This window comes from Streptomyces triculaminicus (genome assembly GCF_017349075.1).
Taxonomy (GTDB): domain Bacteria; phylum Actinomycetota; class Actinomycetes; order Streptomycetales; family Streptomycetaceae; genus Streptomyces; species Streptomyces triculaminicus.
In genome coordinates this window covers 912167-929463 of record NZ_JAFMOF010000001.1, presented here as the reverse complement: position 1 = coordinate 929463, position 17297 = coordinate 912167, and the positions used below count along the sequence as shown (strand labels likewise).

Here is a 17297-nt window from a genome sequence, read left to right as displayed (position 1 = left end):
GCGAGGGCCGCCGTTCCGTCCCCGCCATCCCCTAGGGGGCATCTCAGGGTCTCCCACCTGCGGGAACCCGCAACCGCGGATCACCCTTCCGGAGTCTCACTGGTCGGAGAACCGGTCGCCTGAGAGGCTTGGAAACATGAGGTTGATCCTGAATCTTGTCTGGTTGGTCCTCTGCGGACTCTGGATGGCGATCGGGTACGTCGTCGCGGGCGTGATCTGCTGCCTGCTCATCGTGACCATCCCGTTCGGCATCGCGTCCTTCAGGATCGCCGGCTACGCCCTGTGGCCCTTCGGCCGTACGACGGTCGAGCGGCGGGACGCCGGTGCGGGCTCGCTCATCGGCAACATCATCTGGATCGTCTTCGCCGGGTGGTGGCTGGCGCTGGGGCACATCTTCACCGGCATCGCGCTCTGCGTGACGATCATCGGCATTCCGCTGGGCATCGCGAACTTCAAGCTGATCCCGATCTCGCTGATGCCGCTGGGCCGTGAAATCGTCCCGACGGACCGGCCGTTCGCGACGCGCTGAGCCACCGGGCGCCGGTACGTGACACACGAGAGGGCGCGCCGGGAGCGGAGACAACTCCGCTCCCGGCGCGCCCTCTTGGCGTGCGGTTCCGCCTGCCGGCCGACGGCTAGCGGTAGTTCACGAACTGGATCGCGAAGTCCAGGTCCTTGCCCTTGAGAAGGGCGATGATGGCCTGCAGATCGTCGCGGCTCTTGGAGGAGACGCGCAGCTCCTCGCCCTGGACCTGGGCCTTGACACCCTTCGGGCCCTCGTCGCGGATGATCTTGGCGACCTTCTTGGCGTTCTCCTGGGAGATGCCCTCCACGATCGAGGCGAAGAGCTTGTATTCCTTGCCGGAGGGCTGCGGCTCGCCGGCGTCCAGGGCCTTCAGGGAGATGCCGCGCTTGATCAGCTTGGACTGGAAGGCGTCGAGAATCGCGTTGACCCGCTCCTCGGAGTTGGCCCGCATCTCGATCTTCTCGCCCGACCATGCGATCGAGGCGCCGACGCCCTTGAAGTCGTAGCGCTGCGAGATCTCCTTGGCGGCCTGGTTGAGGGCGTTGTCGACCTCCTGCCGCTCGACCTTCGAGACGATGTCGAAACTGGAGTCGGCCATATTGAGTTGGCTCCTCGTGCGTAGATCCGTCAGGGGGGAGCGGCCCGGCGAGGGCCGCGTGGTCAGCCTAGTCACCCGGGGGGTGATCGAGGGGCCGCGAACCGAGTGGCGGACCACCCCAGGTCATCGGGTATGGTTTACGTCGTTGCCCCGGAGCGGCTCGAAAGAGCGACCGAGGCGACCACCCATGGCGGTGTGCCCGAGTGGCCAATGGGAGCGGACTGTAAATCCGTCGGCTTAGCCTACCCAGGTTCGAATCCTGGCGCCGCCACGGAATGAGGCCCCTGACCTGAAAAGGTCAGGGGCTTCTTTCGTTGTTCGGGACCGTGCCGGGGTCGTCCCGGGGCCGGTGTCGCGGCCCGTCTAGGGCGCCACTGCCTTGACCGCCTCCGCCACCGGCGTGTCGCCGCCGATCAGCTCCAGCGTCAGGCCCACGCTTCCCCGCTCGTCCTCCAGCAGGGCCGCCAGCACGGCCGCCACGTCGTCGCGGGGCACCGCGCCCCGGCCCGTGGAGCCCGTGGAGAGGGTCACCAGGCCCGTGCCGGGTTCGTCCGTCAGGGCGCCCGGGCGCAGGATCGTCCAGTCGAGCCCGGGCCGGGAGCGGATGTCCGCGTCGGCGGCGCCCTTGGCCCGCAGGTAGGCGGCGAAGACGGGGTCCGTGCCCGGCGGGGGCTCGCGGTCGGCGCCCATCGAGGAGACCACGAGGAAGCGCCGCACCCCGGCGGCCTCCGCCGCGTCGGCGAAGAGGACGGCGGCCGCGCGGTCGACGGTGTCCTTGCGTTCGGCGCCGCTGCCGGGGCCCGCGCCGGCCGCGAAGACGGCGGCGTCCGCGCCCTCCAGGTGCCGGGCGATGTCCCCGACCGTTGCCGACTCCAGGTCGCACACGACCGGCTCGGCGCCGGCCGCCAGCAGGTCTCCCGCCTGTCCCGGGCGGCGGATGACGCCCGCCACCTCATCGCCGCGCCCGGCGAGCAACCGCTCGAGCCGTAGCGCGATCCGACCGTGTCCTCCAGCGATGACAATGCGCATGATCCGACCGTACGCCCCGGCCTCCCGGCTCAGGCCGGATCTCCGCCGCGTGGCGACTGGCGGGGCAGGTCGAGGGCCACGGTGGCCTGGACGTCGCCGTACTCCCGCACCGCGCTCGTACGGGCCACCACGCGCCCCTTGTGCACCACGAGCCGGCTGTAGCCCAGGGACAGCACCGCGGCCACCCCGCCGCCCCGCACCGCCAGCAGCTCGGCCGGGAACCCCGCCTCCACCCGCACCTCCGGCAGCCCCAGCGCCGCCCGGGCGTGCCCGCTCACGGCCTCGTACGCCTGCTCCGGGCTCAGCTCGCCGCGCGAGGCCAGCAGGAAGGCCGCCTCCAGGGGATCGCCCCGGCCGACGGGGTTGGCGGCGTCGCGCAGCGCCCCGCTGCCCGCGGTCACCCGTACGCCCGCCGCCCGCAGCAGCCGTACGGGCACGCCCCACGGCCCCCTGGCGGCCCCCGGAGCGCCGCAGTCGCCCTGGGGCAGGCAGACCACCGTCACCCCGGCCGCGGCCAGCTGCTGGGCCGCTCGCACGGCCTGGTCGTACGGAAGCCGCGCGAGGCCCCCGCACGGGCCGATGGTCACGCCCGGCCGCAGCCCGCCCGCCATGGCGGCCAGGCGCCCCAGCCGGGCCGGGTCGGCGGCGTCGGTGTGCAGGTCGACGGCGCAGCCGTGCTCGGCGGCGATGCCGAGGACGGCCTCGGCGTAGCCCGTCGGGTCGGGGTCGAGGTCGGGGCAGCCGCCGACGACGGTGGCGCCCATCTTGACCGCGTCCCGCAGCATGGCCAGCCCGTCGGCCCCGGCGGCGCCCGTCAGCAGCCGGGGCACCGCCACGGCGCTGAGCTCGGTCAGCCCGCGCAGCGCCCGCCGGGCCTGCAGCACGGCCTCCAGCGCCCGCAGCTCCCGCACGTCGCCGATCCGCACATGGGAGCGCACGGCGGTCACGCCGTGGCCCAGCTGGAGCAGCGCGGCCTCGGTGGCCCGGCGCTGGACCTCCTCGGGGGCGTGCGGGACGGGCCCGCCGAGGTCGGCGGTGAGCGCGGTGTCGTAGTGGGCGTGCGGCTCGGCGGGGGCGGGCAGCAGGACGTAGCCGCCGAGGTCGACCCGCGGGCCCGGGGCGAGGCTGCCGGCCGTGCCGACGGCCTCGATGCGGCCGCCGCTCAGGCGCACGTCCACGACCCGGCCGTCGGCGAGCCGGGCGCCGCAGAGCACCAGGGGGCCGTCGCCGGACTGCGGGGCGGCGGCGTCGCCGTCGGGGCTTCTGGCGGGCTGCGGCTGACTGTCGGGCATCGCGATCCTCCGGTCTGCCGGGGCGGGCATGATCACGCAGCGTGGTCCGAGCGTAGGCCGCCTAGGAAGCCGGTTCGAGCAGGCGACGAATAGTCGTACTGGTGTGGTCCTCGGGCCGGGCGGGAGAGCCGTGGAGAAGGGCCTGGCGGGGGCGGCCGGATACGGATTTCACCTTCGGCCGCAGACCGTGTAATGTCTTCCTCGCTCGCCCCAATAGCTCAGTCGGCAGAGCGTCTCCATGGTAAGGAGAAGGTCAACGGTTCGATTCCGTTTTGGGGCTCTGGTGTGGAAGGTTTCCCCGTCTTAGGACGGGGAAGCTCTCCCGCATCAAAGCGGTGTAGCTCAGTCGGTAGAGCAAGCGGCTCATAATCGCTGTGTCACCGGTTCAAGTCCGGTCACCGCTACACACAGTAGCCGATTGTGGGGTCGGTCCTCCGATCGGCTACTCTTTTCTGCGTTAAATCCGTCCATTCCGTCAAGGAGCACTCACGTGGCTGCCACCGACGTCCGCCCGAAGATCACGCTGGCCTGCGTGGAGTGCAAGGAGCGGAACTACATCACCAAGAAGAACCGGCGCAACGACCCGGACCGCCTTGAGATGAAGAAGCACTGCCCGCGCTGCAACGCCCACACGGCGCACCGCGAAACGCGCTGACGCAAAGTCTCGACCATGAGGCCGCCCCCAGATGCTGGGGGCGGCCTCATGGTGTATTCACTCCCGGTTCCACCAGTCCAGCAGGAGGTACCGAGCCAATGGCGCTCGACCAGTCCTTCGTCGGACGGATCTACCCGGCCACCGACCCCTACGAAGTCGGCCGGGAGAAGATCCGCGAATTCGCCGAGGCCGTCGGCGACGCCAATCCGGCCTACACCGACTCCGCGGCGGCCGTCGCGCTCGGCCATCCGGATGTGATCGCCCCGCCGACTTTTGTGTTCGCCATCACTTTCAAGGCCGCCGGCAAGGTCATCGAGGACCCGCAGCTGGGACTGGATTACTCGCGTGTGGTGCACGGCGACCAGAAGTTCGTCTACACCCGCCCGATTCACGCGGGCGACCGGCTGACGGTCACCTCCACGATCGAGTCGATCAAGTCCCTGGCGGGCAACGACGTGCTGTCGGTGCGCGGCGAGGTCCACGACGCGGACGGCGGGCACGTCGTGACCGCGTACACGACGCTGGTGGCGCGCGCCGCCGAGGAGGCGTGATGGCCGCCAAGATCTCCTACGCCGACGTCGAGGTCGGCACCGAGCTGCCCGCTCAGTCCTTCCGTGTGGACCGCGCCACCCTGGTGCGCTACGCGGGTGCCTCCGGCGACTTCAACCCGATCCACTGGAACGAGAAGTTCGCCAAGGAGGTCGGCCTCCCCGACGTGATCGCCCACGGCATGTTCACCATGGCCGAGGCGATCCGCGTGGTGACCGACTGGGCCGGCGACCCGGCGGCCGTGGTCGAGTACGGCGTCCGCTTCACCAAGCCGGTCGTCGTCCCCAACGACGACAAGGGCGCGGTCATCGAGGTCAGCGGCAAGATCGCGGCCATGCTCGACGACGAGGCCCGCACGGTCCGCGTCGACCTGGTGGCCATGAACGAGGGCCGCAAGGTCCTCGGCATGTCCCGCGCGGTCGTCCGGCTCGCCTGACGCGACACACGGTAAGGGGCGCACCTCCTTGGAGGTGCGCCCCTTACTGCGTGAAGGCGGTGGCGAAGGCCGGTCCCCGCGTCCCCGTACCCTGGTGCGCGTGCAGGAACGACACGACGCCCCCCTCGCCCCCCTGACCACCTTCCGCCTCGGCGGCCCGGCGACCCGTCTGATCACGGCCGTCACCGACGCCGAGGTGATCGACGCGGTCCGCGAGGCCGACGCGAGCGGCACCCCGCTGCTGATCATCGGCGGCGGAAGCAACCTCGTCATCTCCGACAAGGGCTTCGAGGGCACCGCCCTGCGCATCGCCACCACCGGCTTCGACCTCCAGGGCACCCGCCTCGAGCTCGCCGCCGGCGAGAACTGGTCCGACGCCGTCGCCCGCACCGTGGAGGCCGGTCTCGCCGGCATCGAGTGCATGGCCGGCATCCCCGGCTCGGCCGGCGCCACGCCCATCCAGAACGTCGGCGCCTACGGCCAGGACGTCTCCGCCACGATCACCGAGGTCGTCGCCTACGACCGCCGGTCCGGCGAGACGGTGGTCGTCCCCAACGCCGAGTGCGCGTTCTCCTACCGCCACAGCCGGTTCAAGGAGGACCCCACGCGCTACGTCGTCCTGCGCGTCCGCTTCGAGCTGGAGGACGCCGGAGGGCTCTCCGCGCCCCTGAAGTACCCCGAGACCGCCCGCGTCCTCGGCGTCGAGGCCGGAGACCGCGTCCCGGCCGCCCGCGCCCGTGAGACGGTCCTCAAGCTCCGCGCCGGCAAGGGCATGGTCCTCGACCCCCAGGACCACGACACGTGGTCGGCCGGGTCGTTCTTCACCAACCCCGTCCTCACCGCCGCCGAGCACACCGCGTTCCTGACCCGCGTGGCCGAGCGCCTCGGCCCGGACGTGGCGCCGCCGGCCTTCCCGGCCGGGGACGGCCTGGTCAAGACGTCCGCCGCGTGGCTGATCGACCGGGCGGGCTTCACCAAGGGCTACGGATCCGGGCCCGCCCGGATCTCCACCAAGCACACGCTCGCCCTGACCAACCGCGGCGAGGCCACCACGGAGGACCTGCTGGCCCTGGCCCGCGAGGTCCGTGACGGTGTCCACGAGGCGTTCGGGGTCACGCTCGTGAACGAGCCCGTGACGGTGGGCGTCAGCCTGTAGGGGCCAGCCAGGCGTCGATGTCCGCCAGCAGCCCCGCCCGGACGTCCGCCGGCGCCGCCGAGCCCCGTACGGACTGCCGCGCCAGCTCCGCCAGCTCCGCGTCCGTGAAGGCGTGGTGCTCGCGCGCCAGCTCGTACTGGGCGGCCAGCCGGGAGCCGAAGAGCAGGGGGTCGTCCGCGCCCAGCGCTATCGGCACGCCCGCCTCGAACAGCGTGCGCAGCGGCACGTCGCCCGGCTTGTCGTAGACGCCCAGGGCGACGTTCGACGACGGGCAGACCTCGCACGTCACGCCGCGCTCCGCGAGCTTGCGCAGCAGCCGCGGGTCCTCGGCGGCCCGCACGCCGTGCCCGACACGGGCCGCGTGCAGGTCGTCCAGGCAGTCCCGCACGCTGCTCGGCCCGGTGAGCTCGCCGCCGTGCGGGGCGGCCAGCAGACCGCCCTCACGGGCGATCTCGAAGGCCCGGTCGAAGTCGCGGGCGAGCCCGCGCCGCTCGTCGTTGGAGAGCCCGAAGCCGACGACGCCGCGGTCGGCGTAGCGCACCGCGAGCCGGGCGAGGGTCCGGGCGTCCAGCGGGTGCTTCATGCGGTTGGCGGCGACGAGCACCCGCATGCCCAGGCCCGTGTCCCGGGAAGCCGTCTCCACCGCGTCGAGGATGATCTCCAGCGCCGGGATCAGGCCGCCCAGCCGGGGCGCGTACGAGGTGGGGTCGACCTGGATCTCCAGCCACCGGGAGCCGTCCCGGACGTCCTCCTCGGCGGCCTCGCGCACCAGCCGCCGGATGTCGTCCTCGGAGCGCAGGCACGAGCGGGCGATGTCGTAGAGCCGCTGGAAGCGGAACCAGCCCCGTTCGTCCGTGGCCCGCAGCTTCGGCGGTTCCCCGCCCTGCAGCGCCTCCGGCAGGTGCACGCCGTACTTGTCGGCGAGCTCCATCAGGGTCGAGGGGCGCATCGACCCCGTGAAGTGCAGGTGCAGATGGGCTTTCGGCAGCAGCCGGACGTCACGAACACTCTCCATCCCAGGATCTTGCCGTAACCGTCCGGCAACCGGAAGGGACTTTTCCCGAAGGACGCCGAAGGGGCGCCGCCCCGAAAACACATGCGGGAACACATGCGGGAACACGTGCGGGCCGAAAAAACGTGCGGGCCCCGGCCGGAGCCGGGAGCCCGCACGGAAGCGAGGGGGACGGCGGCTACGCCTTCGCCTCCGCCAGCAGCTTCTGGATCCGCGAGACGCCCTCGACGAGATCCTCGTCACCCAGCGCGTAGGACAGGCGCAGGTAGCCCGGCGTGCCGAACGCCTCACCCGGGACCACGGCGACCTCGGCCTCGTCCAGGATCAGCGCGGCCAGCTCGACGGACGTCTGCGGCCGGCGGCCGCGGATCTCCTTGCCGAGCAGCTCCTTGACCGACGGGTAGGCGTAGAAGGCGCCCTCGGGCTCGGGGCAGAGGACGCCGTCGATCTCGTTGAGCATCCGCACGATCGTGCGCCGGCGCCGGTCGAAGGCGACCTTCATCTCCTCGACGGCCGTCAGGTCGCCGGAGACGGCGGCCAGGGCGGCCACCTGGGCCACGTTCGAGACGTTCGACGTGGCGTGCGACTGCAGGTTGGTGGCGGCCTTGACGACGTCCTTCGGGCCGATGATCCAGCCCACGCGCCAGCCCGTCATCGCGTACGTCTTGGCGACGCCGTTGACGACGACGCACTTGTCCCGCAGCTCCGGCACGACCACCGGCAGCGAGGAGAACTCCGCGTCGCCGTAGACGAGGTGCTCGTAGATCTCGTCCGTGAGCACCCACAGGCCGTGCTCGGCGGCCCAGCGGCCGACGGCCTCCACCTGCTCGCGGGAGTAGACCGCGCCGGTGGGGTTCGAGGGGGAGACGAAGAGCAGGACCTTCGTCCGCTCCGTGCGCGCCGCCTCCAGCTGCTCGACCGAGACCCGGTAGCCCGTGGTCTCGTCGGCGACGACGTCCACCGGCACGCCGCCCGCGAGGCGGATCGACTCGGGGTAGGTGGTCCAGTACGGGGCCGGGACGATGACCTCGTCGCCCGGGTCGAGGATGGCGGCGAAGGCCTCGTAGATGGCCTGCTTGCCGCCGTTGGTGACGAGCACCTGGGAGGCCTCGACCTCGTAGCCCGAGTCGCGCAGCGTCTTGGCGGCGATGGCGGCCTTGAGCTCGGGGAGACCGCCGGCCGGGGTGTAGCGGTGGTAGCGGGGGTCGCGGCAGGCCTCGATGGCGGCGTCGACGATGTACCCGGGAGTGGGGAAGTCGGGCTCGCCGGCGCCGAAGCCGATCACCGGACGCCCGGCGGCCTTGAGGGCCTTGGCCTTGGCGTCCACGGCGAGGGTGGCGGACTCGGAGATCGCACCGATGCGGGCCGACACCCGGCGTTCGGTGGGGTGCTGGGCGGGAGGAGTGGCGTCGCTCATGGGGGCATCGTCCCAGACCGGCAGGGGGCCGGACACACACGTTTCGGATGCCGGGCGAGGCCCTTCGCGGACGGCCCCGAAGGCCCTTCCGGGGGTCCGTCGCAGGCCGCCGCGCCCCCGGCTGTTCGACGGCAGCGCCAGGACCACGTACACTCATGCGTCGTTGGCCCCTCACAGGCGAATCGCTCCATGCATGCACACCGTGCCCCGTGCACACCGTGCTTCCGGGTGGATGCGGTACGTTGGGGGAACCACAAAGGGTCGTAGCTCAATTGGTAGAGCACTGGTCTCCAAAACCAGCGGTTGGGGGTTCAAGTCCCTTCGGCCCTGCTACACGCATCGTCACCAGGGTGCGTGCATGCGTACGCACTGAAATGCACCGCCGTGCGGCTCAAACCGGGCGCGGCACGGCCACGACCCGGATTCAGGTGAGGACGTAGTGACGGAAGCCCTTGGCTCCACCGCGACGCCTGAGAGCGGTCGTCCCGAGGACGAGGTGGCCGCCAAGAAGGGCCGCCGTGGCGGGAAGCGCGGGAAGAAGGGCCCTCTGGGACGCCTCGCGCTCTTTTACCGTCAGGTAGTAGCAGAGCTCCGTAAGGTCGTCTGGCCCACCCGGAGCCAGCTGTCGACGTACACCACCGTGGTGATCGTCTTCGTTGTCATCGTCATTGGTCTGGTGACCGTGATTGACTATGGGTTTGAGCAGGCCGTCAAGTACGTCTTCGGCTGAGCCGGCCCCGTGCGTAAGGCGGCCCTCCCCGAGAGCCGCCTCTTCGCTCGTTCCACCCCTTGAAGCCAGGAAGAAGCAGCCACGTGTCTGACCCGAACCTGAACGACGCCGCCGAGCCCGTCGCGGCTGAGGCCAACGTTGACGAGGCTGTCTCGGCCGAGGTCGAGGACGACACCGCGCAGGAGATCGTCGAGAACGCCGACGGCGCCGACGAGCTGGACGCCGAGGAAGCCGCCGCGGGCGAGCCGGCCGAAGAGGCCGCGCTGCACGTCGAGGGCGACGAGGCCGAGTCCGGCTCCGAGGAGGCCGCCGAGGCCGTCGAGGCCGAGGAAGCCGCTCCGGTCGACCCGGTCGACGCGCTCCGCGACGAGCTGCGTGGCCTGCCCGGCGAGTGGTACGTCATCCACACCTACGCCGGTTACGAGAACCGCGTGAAGACCAACCTCGAGCAGCGCGCCGTCTCGCTGAACGTCGAGGACTACATCTTCCAGGCCGAGGTGCCGCAGGAAGAGGTCGTCCAGATCAAGAACGGCGACCGCCGCACCGTCCGCCAGAACAAGCTCCCCGGCTACGTGCTGGTGCGCATGGACCTGACGAACGAGTCCTGGGGCGTCGTCCGCAACACCCCCGGCGTCACCGGCTTCGTGGGCAACGCCTACGACCCGTACCCGCTGACCCTGGACGAGATCGTCAAGATGCTCGCCCCCGAGGCCGAGGCGAAGGCCGCCAAGGAGGCCGCCGAGGCCGAGGGCCGGCCGGCCCCCAGCCGCAAGGTCGAGGTCCAGGTCCTGGACTTCGAGGTGGGCGACTCGGTCACGGTCACCGACGGTCCGTTCGCGACGCTGCAGGCCACGATCAACGAGATCAACGCCGACTCGAAGAAGGTCAAGGGCCTCGTCGAGATCTTCGGCCGCGAGACCCCGGTCGAGCTCAGCTTCGACCAGATCCAGAAGAACTGACACTTCTGAGCAAACGCTTCCGAACAGGTCAGACCGTGCATACAGCCGGTCTGACCTGTCGGTTTTTGGCCCGGCCGCGTTACCCGTTATCGTGGTGCGGTATGCCTGCGCGCAGTGTGCGTAGGCAAAAAAACTCTCACTAGGACCCGGAGAGAGCAATGCCTCCCAAGAAGAAGAAGATCACGGGGCTTATCAAGCTCCAGATCAACGCCGGTGCCGCCAACCCGGCTCCGCCGGTCGGCCCCGCGCTGGGTCAGCACGGCGTCAACATCATGGAGTTCTGCAAGGCCTACAACGCCGCGACCGAGTCGCAGCGTGGCATGGTCGTGCCGGTGGAGATCACGGTCTACGAGGACCGTTCCTTCACCTTCGTGACCAAGACTCCGCCGGCCGCCAAGCTGATCCTGAAGGCCGCGGGCGTGCAGAAGGGCTCCGGCGAGCCGCACAAGACCAAGGTCGGCAAGATCACCGAGGCTCAGGTCCGCGAGATCGCCACGACCAAGATGCCCGACCTGAACGCCAACGACCTGGACGCCGCGACGAAGATCGTCGCCGGCACCGCCCGTTCCATGGGCATCACGGTCGAGGGCTGATCTCCACCCCCCTGTAGCACCCCGTGGAAGGGCCTGCGCGGCCCGCACCACGACTCCAATCACCACTGAGGAGTTTCAGTGAAGCGCAGCAAGACTCTTCGCAACGCGGACGCGAAGATCGACCGGGAGCGTCTGTACGCCCCGCTCGAGGCCGTCCGTCTGGCGAAGGACACGACCTCCGTCAAGTTCGACGCGACCGTCGAGGTCGCCATGCGTCTGGGTGTCGACCCGCGCAAGGCCGACCAGATGGTCCGCGGCACCGTGAACCTTCCGCACGGCACCGGTAAGACCGCCCGGGTCCTGGTCTTCGCGACCGGTGACCGTGCCGAGGCCGCGCGTGCCGCCGGCGCCGACATCGTCGGCGCCGACGAGCTCATCGACGAGGTCGCCAAGGGCCGCCTGGACTTCGACTCCGTCGTCGCCACCCCGGACCTCATGGGCAAGGTCGGCCGCCTGGGCCGCGTGCTCGGTCCCCGTGGTCTGATGCCGAACCCGAAGACCGGCACCGTCACCCCCGACGTGGCGAAGGCTGTCACGGAGATCAAGGGCGGCAAGATCGAGTTCCGCGTCGACAAGCACTCGAACCTGCACTTCATCATCGGCAAGGTCTCGTTCGACGAGGCCAAGCTGGTGGAGAACTACGCCGCCGCGCTCGAGGAGATCACCCGCCTCAAGCCGTCCGCCGCGAAGGGCCGCTACATCAAGAAGGCGACCCTGACCACCACGATGGGCCCCGGCATCGCGCTGGACCCGAACCGCACCCGCAACCTCCTGGTCGAGGACGAGACCGTCTGAGGACTCTCTCGTAGCGCGTGACGCGACGTGGGCCGGGCCCCGCACCCCTTTCGGGGGGTGCGGGGCCCGGTTCGTTGGCGGGCCGCACACGGGGCCTTTACAGGCCCGCAGGGCCGGTTTCCGCTCGATTTGCGTCTTCGTGACGCCATCACCTAAGGTATCGAAAGCCAAAGACCGCTGGTCGTTGCTGTGCCTCCTCCTGGAGGTGTGGTGACCGAAGGATCCGCTAGCTGCGGGCGACCTGCGCAGGTGATTTGTGGTTGCACTCCCGTCGAGACGTAAGAGCATTACGTCCCCGCGGTCGAGTCACGCCCCGAGCGCCTGCGCCGGGGCGTTTCGTTTTGCCCAGGTCCCTTCTCGCGCCTATGCGGTCCGATGAATCACCCGGAAGGAGGCCGAGGCTCATGGCGACGTCCGCCAAGGCTTCTGCGGTTGCCGAGCTGACGGACAAGTTCCGCAGCTCGAACGCCGCAGTGCTGACTGAGTACCGCGGTCTCACCGTGGCGCAGCTCAAGACGCTGCGCCGTTCGCTCGGTGAGAACGCCCAGTACGCCGTGGTGAAGAACACGCTGACCCAGATCGCCGCCCGTGAGGCCGGGATCACGCTGGAGGACCAGCTCTTCGCTGGCCCGACGGCCGTTGCCTTCGTCACCGGTGACCCGGTGGAGTCGGCGAAGGGTCTTCGTGACTTCGCCAAGGAGAACCCCAACCTGATCATCAAGGGCGGTGTCCTTGACGGTAAGGCGCTGTCCGCCGATGAGATCAAGAAGCTTGCGGACCTCGAGTCCCGCGAGGTTCTGCTCAGCAAGCTGGCCGGTGCCATGAAGGGCAAGCAGTCCCAGGCTGCCTCGCTCTTCCAGGCGCTGCCGACGAAGCTCGTCCGCACTGCGGACGCGCTGCGCGCCAAGCTCGCCGAGCAGGGCGGTGCCGAGTAATTCGGCTCGCGCATTGATCGGTGCCACCCGGCACCGGTCGTAGCGGGCCGTACGCCCGCCGACATGTACATCCGGCACCTGCCGAATTAGTGGAAGGACCGCCATCATGGCGAAGCTCACCCAGGACGAGCTGCTCGCGCAGTTCGAGGAGATGACCCTCATCGAGCTGTCCGCGTTCGTCGCGGCGTTCGAGGAGAAGTTCGACGTCACCGCCGCCGCTGCCGCGCCGGTCATGGTCGCCGGTGTCGCCGGTGGCGACGCCGCCGCCGCCGTCGAGGAGCAGGACGAGTTCGACGTCATCCTCACCGCCGCCGGTGACAAGAAGATCCAGGTCATCAAGGTCGTGCGCGAGCTGACCTCCCTGGGTCTGAAGGAGGCCAAGGACCTCGTCGACGGCACCCCGAAGCCGGTCCTCGAGAAGGTCGCCAAGGACGCCGCGGAGAAGGCCGCCGAGGCCCTCAAGGGCGCCGGCGCCTCCGTCGAGGTCAAGTGACTTCACGGAGTCCGTTGACTCCTGTCTGACGTAAGTCAGTAACCTAAGGGCGATCACCCATGCGGGTGGTCGCCCTTAGGCGTTCCCGGGAGGGATGCGCGCGGTAGCTCGCGGGGACGAGTATGGTGATCTTCGTTGTCCTGTCGTGGCCGCGTCCACCGGGGCCGCCGTCGGCGGGCCGTGCGGCCGCCACGAGGGGCCGGCCGGAGGCCGAGAGGCCTTGACGAACGGCACGCCGCGCGCGATTCTCAGGACGCGTCGCAGGACGCACCGCCGCATCGGTCCTCCCTCCGAGGCATGGATCGAAGGCGGAGAGGGAAGTATGGTCATGCGCTCGTGGCGCATGGCATTGCGTCGGGCAGGCGCCGGGCGAAGAGAACAACAGAGGATCCCGGAGGGAGAGATTGGTATCGCACCGGTCTCCGGAAATCCGCTCTGGACATCAGTGGGCCAAGTGGCTACACTGACCCTTTGCGCTGCCTGTTAGCTGCTCCCTGCCCGTCACCAGGGGCATGCCCACTTCCGAGCACAGCTGATGGAAACCCCCTGAGCTGGGATTTCTCTCCTATGTGCGGAGTGGGACCGGTACGCGCGTAGTGAGTCCGAGCCCTCGGAAGGACCCCCTCTTGGCCGCCTCGCGCAACGCCTCGACCGCCAATACGAACAACGGCGCCAGCACCGCCCCGCTGCGCATCTCTTTTGCGAAGATCAAGGAGCCCCTCGAGGTTCCGAACCTCCTTGCGCTGCAGACCGAGAGCTTCGACTGGCTGCTCGGCAACGCCGCCTGGAAGGCTCGCGTCGAGGCTGCGCTGGAGTCTGGTCAGGACGTCCCCACCAAGTCCGGTCTGGAGGAGATCTTCGAGGAGATCTCCCCGATCGAGGACTTCAGCGGGTCGATGTCGCTGACTTTCCGCGACCACCGTTTCGAGCCCCCGAAGAACTCCATCGACGAGTGCAAGGAGCGCGACTTCACGTACGCGGCTCCGCTCTTCGTCACGGCCGAGTTCACGAACAACGAGACCGGTGAGATCAAGTCCCAGACGGTCTTCATGGGCGACTTCCCGCTCATGACGCCCAAGGGCACCTTCTGCATCAATGGCACCGAGCGTGTCGTCGTCTCGCAGCTGGTCCGCTCGCCCGGTGTCTACTTCGACTCCTCCATCGACAAGACGTCCGACAAGGACATCTTCACCGCCAAGATCATCCCGTCCCGGGGTGCCTGGCTGGAGATGGAGGTCGACAAGCGCGACATGGTCGGTGTCCGCATCGACCGCAAGCGCAAGCAGTCCGTCACCGTCCTCCTGAAGGCTCTCGGCTGGACCACCGAGCAGATCCTCGAGGAGTTCGGCGAGTACGAGTCCATGCGCGCCACCCTGGAGAAGGACCACACCCAGGGCCAGGACGACGCGCTGCTCGACATCTACCGCAAGCTGCGTCCGGGCGAGCCGCCGACCCGTGAGGCCGCGCAGACGCTGCTCGAGAACCTCTACTTCAACCCCAAGCGCTACGACCTCGCGAAGGTCGGCCGCTACAAGGTCAACAAGAAGCTGGGCGCCGACGCTCCGCTCGACGCGGGTGTGCTGACCACGGACGACGTCATCGCGACGATCAAGTACCTGGTCAAGCTGCACGCCGGCGAGCAGGAGACCATCGGCGAGAACGGCACCTCGATCGTCGTCGAGACCGACGACATCGACCACTTCGGTAACCGTCGTCTGCGCAACGTCGGCGAGCTCATCCAGAACCAGGTCCGTACCGGCCTGGCTCGTATGGAGCGCGTCGTCCGCGAGCGGATGACCACCCAGGACGTCGAGGCGATCACGCCGCAGACCCTGATCAACATCCGGCCGGTCGTCGCCTCCATCAAGGAGTTCTTCGGCACCAGCCAGCTGTCCCAGTTCATGGACCAGACCAACCCGCTGTCGGGTCTGACCCACAAGCGTCGTCTGTCGGCGCTGGGCCCGGGTGGTCTCTCCCGTGAGCGGGCCGGCTTCGAGGTCCGAGACGTTCACCCGTCGCACTACGGCCGCATGTGCCCGATCGAGACGCCCGAAGGCCCGAACATCGGTCTGATCGGCTCGCTCGCCTCGTACGGCCGCGTCAACGCGTTCGGTTTCGTCGAGACCCCGTACCGCAAGGTCGTCGAGGGCGTCGTCACCGACGAGGTCGACTACCTGACGGCCGACGAGGAAGACCGCTTCGTCATCGCCCAGGCGAACGCCCCCCTCACCGAGGACATGCGTTACGCCGAGTCCCGCGTGCTGGTCCGCCGCCGTGGCGGCGAGATCGACTACATCGCCGGCGACGACGTCGACTACATGGACGTCTCCCCGCGCCAGATGGTGTCGGTCGCGACCGCGATGATCCCGTTCCTCGAGCACGACGACGCCAACCGCGCGCTCATGGGATCGAACATGATGCGCCAGGCCGTTCCGCTGATCAAGGCGGAGGCCCCGCTGGTCGGCACCGGCATGGAGTACCGCTGTGCGGTCGACGCCGGCGACGTCATCAAGGCCGAGAAGGACGGTGTCGTCCAGGAGGTCTCCGCCGACTACGTGACGGTGGCCAACGACGACGGCACGTACAACACGTACCGGGTCGCCAAGTTCTCCCGCTCGAACCAGGGCACGTCCTTCAACCAGAAGGTCGTCGTGGACGAGGGCGCCCGCGTGACCACCGGCCAGGTGCTCGCCGACGGCCCGTCCACGGACGAGGGCGAGATGGCGCTGGGCAAGAACCTGCTCGTGGCGTTCATGCCGTGGGAGGGTCACAACTACGAGGACGCGATCATCCTGTCGCAGCGCCTCGTGCAGGACGACGTCCTCTCCTCGATCCACATCGAGGAGCACGAGGTCGACGCCCGTGACACCAAGCTGGGCCCCGAGGAGATCACGCGGGACATCCCCAACGTCTCCGAGGAGGTCCTCGCCGACCTCGACGAGCGCGGCATCATCCGCATCGGTGCCGAGGTCGTCGCCGGCGACATCCTGGTCGGCAAGGTCACCCCGAAGGGTGAGACCGAGCTGACCCCGGAGGAGCGCCTGCTCCGCGCGATCTTCGGTGAGAAGGCCCGTGAGGTCCGTGACACCTCGCTGAAGGTGCCGCACGGTGAGATCGGCAAGGTCATCGGCGTCCGCGTCTTCGACCGCGAAGAGGGCGACGAGCTGCCGCCGGGCGTGAACCAGCTGGTCCGCGTCTACGTCGCGCAGAAGCGCAAGATCACCGACGGTGACAAGCTCGCCGGCCGTCACGGCAACAAGGGTGTCATCTCCAAGATCCTCCCCGTCGAGGACATGCCGTTCCTCGAGGACGGCACCCCGGTCGACATCATCCTCAACCCGCTCGGTGTCCCGTCCCGAATGAACCCGGGACAGGTCCTCGAGATCCACCTCGGCTGGCTCGCCAGCCGCGGCTGGAAGGTCGAGGGCGACGAGGAGTGGATGAAGCGACTCCAGGCGATCGGCGCCGACGACGTCGCCGCCGGCACCAACGTCGCGACCCCGGTCTTCGACGGCGCCCGCGAGGACGAGATCGCCGGTCTCTTCGAGTCCACGATCCCCAACCGCGACGGCGAGCGCCTGGTGCTCCCGTCCGGTAAGGCCCGGATGTTCGACGGCCGCTCCGGCGAGCCGTTCCCGGACCCGATCTCGGTCGGGTACATGTACATCCTCAAGCTGCACCACCTGGTCGACGACAAGCTTCACGCCCGTTCGACCGGCCCGTACTCCATGATCACCCAGCAGCCGCTGGGTGGTAAGGCTCAGTTCGGTGGCCAGCGCTTCGGCGAGATGGAGGTGTGGGCGCTGGAGGCTTATGGCGCCGCGTACGCCCTCCAGGAGCTGCTGACCATCAAGTCCGACGACGTCACCGGCCGCGTGAAGGTCTACGAGGCGATCGTCAAGGGCGAGAACATCCCCGAGCCCGGCATCCCCGAGTCCTTCAAGGTGCTCATCAAGGAGATGCAGTCCCTCTGCCTCAACGTGGAGGTGCTGTCCTCGGACGGCATGTCCATCGAGATGCGGGACACCGACGAGGACGTCTTCCGCGCGGCGGAGGAGCTCGGTATCGACCTGTCCCGGCGCGAGCCGAGCAGCGTCGAAGAGGTCTGACGGGTCTGGTGGG

The 17297-nt window shown here is 69.3% G+C and carries 17 protein-coding genes and 4 tRNA genes; 16 read left to right on the top strand and 5 right to left on the bottom strand.

Going from position 1 to position 17297, the window contains the following annotated elements; genetic code table 11:
• The first annotated feature begins 136 nt into the window (after positions 1-136).
• Positions 137-529, top strand: coding sequence for a YccF domain-containing protein (locus J1792_RS04330; protein ID WP_086567334.1), 393 nt, complete (start codon positions 137-139; stop codon positions 527-529).
• A gap of 106 nt (positions 530-635) precedes the next feature.
• Here J1792_RS04330 and J1792_RS04325 read toward each other — a convergent pair whose 3' ends face one another.
• Complete coding sequence (locus tag J1792_RS04325; RefSeq protein WP_086567332.1) at positions 636-1124, bottom strand: YajQ family cyclic di-GMP-binding protein; 489 nt, start codon at positions 1122-1124, stop codon at positions 636-638.
• Positions 1125-1313: 189 nt separating this feature from the next.
• Here J1792_RS04325 and J1792_RS04320 point away from each other — a divergent pair.
• Positions 1314-1395, top strand: a tRNA-Tyr gene (locus J1792_RS04320).
• A 92-nt stretch (positions 1396-1487) separates the two neighbouring features.
• Here J1792_RS04320 and J1792_RS04315 read toward each other — a convergent pair.
• Positions 1488-2153: an NAD(P)H-binding protein gene (locus J1792_RS04315; protein ID WP_207246688.1), complete on the bottom strand. Its 666-nt coding sequence runs from the start codon at positions 2151-2153 to the stop codon at positions 1488-1490.
• Positions 2154-2182: 29 nt separating this feature from the next.
• Complete coding sequence (locus tag J1792_RS04310; RefSeq protein WP_086567329.1) at positions 2183-3445, bottom strand: amidohydrolase family protein; 1263 nt, start codon at positions 3443-3445, stop codon at positions 2183-2185.
• A gap of 207 nt (positions 3446-3652) precedes the next feature.
• Here J1792_RS04310 and J1792_RS04305 point away from each other — a divergent pair.
• The 6 genes from J1792_RS04305 (at position 3653) to J1792_RS04280 (ending at position 6241) form a co-directional block, all read left to right on the top strand.
• A tRNA-Thr gene (locus J1792_RS04305) sits at positions 3653-3725 on the top strand.
• 51 nt (positions 3726-3776) lie between these two features.
• Positions 3777-3849: transfer RNA gene (locus J1792_RS04300), tRNA-Met, on the top strand.
• A gap of 86 nt (positions 3850-3935) precedes the next feature.
• Positions 3936-4100 (top strand): 50S ribosomal protein L33, encoded by a 165-nt coding sequence (gene rpmG, locus J1792_RS04295; protein ID WP_004571794.1) that lies wholly within the window; start codon positions 3936-3938, stop codon positions 4098-4100.
• A 98-nt stretch (positions 4101-4198) separates the two neighbouring features.
• A complete protein-coding gene (locus tag J1792_RS04290) occupies positions 4199-4651 on the top strand; it encodes a MaoC family dehydratase N-terminal domain-containing protein (protein ID WP_086567326.1) in 453 nt (150 codons plus the stop codon).
• Positions 4651-5085, top strand: coding sequence for a MaoC family dehydratase (locus J1792_RS04285; RefSeq protein WP_086567325.1), 435 nt, complete (start codon positions 4651-4653; stop codon positions 5083-5085). Before J1792_RS04290 ends, J1792_RS04285 begins: the two co-directional genes overlap by 1 nt.
• Before the next feature lie 100 nt (positions 5086-5185).
• A complete protein-coding gene (locus J1792_RS04280) occupies positions 5186-6241 on the top strand; it encodes a UDP-N-acetylmuramate dehydrogenase (RefSeq protein ID WP_086567353.1) in 1056 nt (351 codons plus the stop codon).
• Here J1792_RS04280 and J1792_RS04275 read toward each other — a convergent pair.
• Positions 6231-7256 carry an adenosine deaminase gene (locus J1792_RS04275; protein WP_086567323.1) on the bottom strand — a complete coding sequence of 342 codons (1026 nt, stop codon included), beginning with the start codon at positions 7254-7256 and terminating at the stop codon, positions 6231-6233. The genes J1792_RS04280 and J1792_RS04275 overlap by 11 nt on opposite strands.
• A gap of 175 nt (positions 7257-7431) precedes the next feature.
• Positions 7432-8670 (bottom strand): pyridoxal phosphate-dependent aminotransferase, encoded by a 1239-nt coding sequence (locus tag J1792_RS04270; protein WP_086567322.1) that lies wholly within the window; start codon positions 8668-8670, stop codon positions 7432-7434.
• A gap of 257 nt (positions 8671-8927) precedes the next feature.
• On the opposite strand from J1792_RS04270, the gene J1792_RS04265 reads away from it, so the two are divergent.
• The 8 genes from J1792_RS04265 (at position 8928) to rpoB (ending at position 17284) form a co-directional block, all read left to right on the top strand.
• A tRNA-Trp gene (locus J1792_RS04265) sits at positions 8928-9000 on the top strand.
• A 109-nt stretch (positions 9001-9109) separates the two neighbouring features.
• Complete coding sequence (secE, locus tag J1792_RS04260) at positions 9110-9400, top strand: preprotein translocase subunit SecE (RefSeq protein ID WP_086567320.1); 291 nt, start codon at positions 9110-9112, stop codon at positions 9398-9400.
• Between the two features lie 83 nt (positions 9401-9483).
• The gene (gene nusG / locus J1792_RS04255; protein WP_086567319.1) at positions 9484-10359 is read left to right on the top strand and encodes a transcription termination/antitermination protein NusG; all 876 of its coding nucleotides are present in this window, start codon (positions 9484-9486) and stop codon (positions 10357-10359) included.
• Positions 10360-10517: 158 nt separating this feature from the next.
• Entirely contained in the window at positions 10518-10952 is a 435-nt protein-coding gene (rplK, locus tag J1792_RS04250; RefSeq protein WP_086567317.1) for a 50S ribosomal protein L11, read from the top strand.
• Between the two features lie 78 nt (positions 10953-11030).
• Positions 11031-11747: a 50S ribosomal protein L1 gene (gene rplA, locus J1792_RS04245; protein ID WP_086567315.1), complete on the top strand. Its 717-nt coding sequence runs from the start codon at positions 11031-11033 to the stop codon at positions 11745-11747.
• 404 nt (positions 11748-12151) lie between these two features.
• Entirely contained in the window at positions 12152-12682 is a 531-nt protein-coding gene (gene rplJ, locus J1792_RS04240; RefSeq protein WP_086567313.1) for a 50S ribosomal protein L10, read from the top strand.
• 106 nt (positions 12683-12788) lie between these two features.
• Positions 12789-13175: a 50S ribosomal protein L7/L12 gene (gene rplL, locus J1792_RS04235; RefSeq protein ID WP_086567312.1), complete on the top strand. Its 387-nt coding sequence runs from the start codon at positions 12789-12791 to the stop codon at positions 13173-13175.
• 626 nt (positions 13176-13801) lie between these two features.
• A complete protein-coding gene (rpoB, locus tag J1792_RS04230; protein WP_086567310.1) occupies positions 13802-17284 on the top strand; it encodes a DNA-directed RNA polymerase subunit beta in 3483 nt (1160 codons plus the stop codon).
• Positions 17285-17297: the final 13 nt, after the last annotated feature.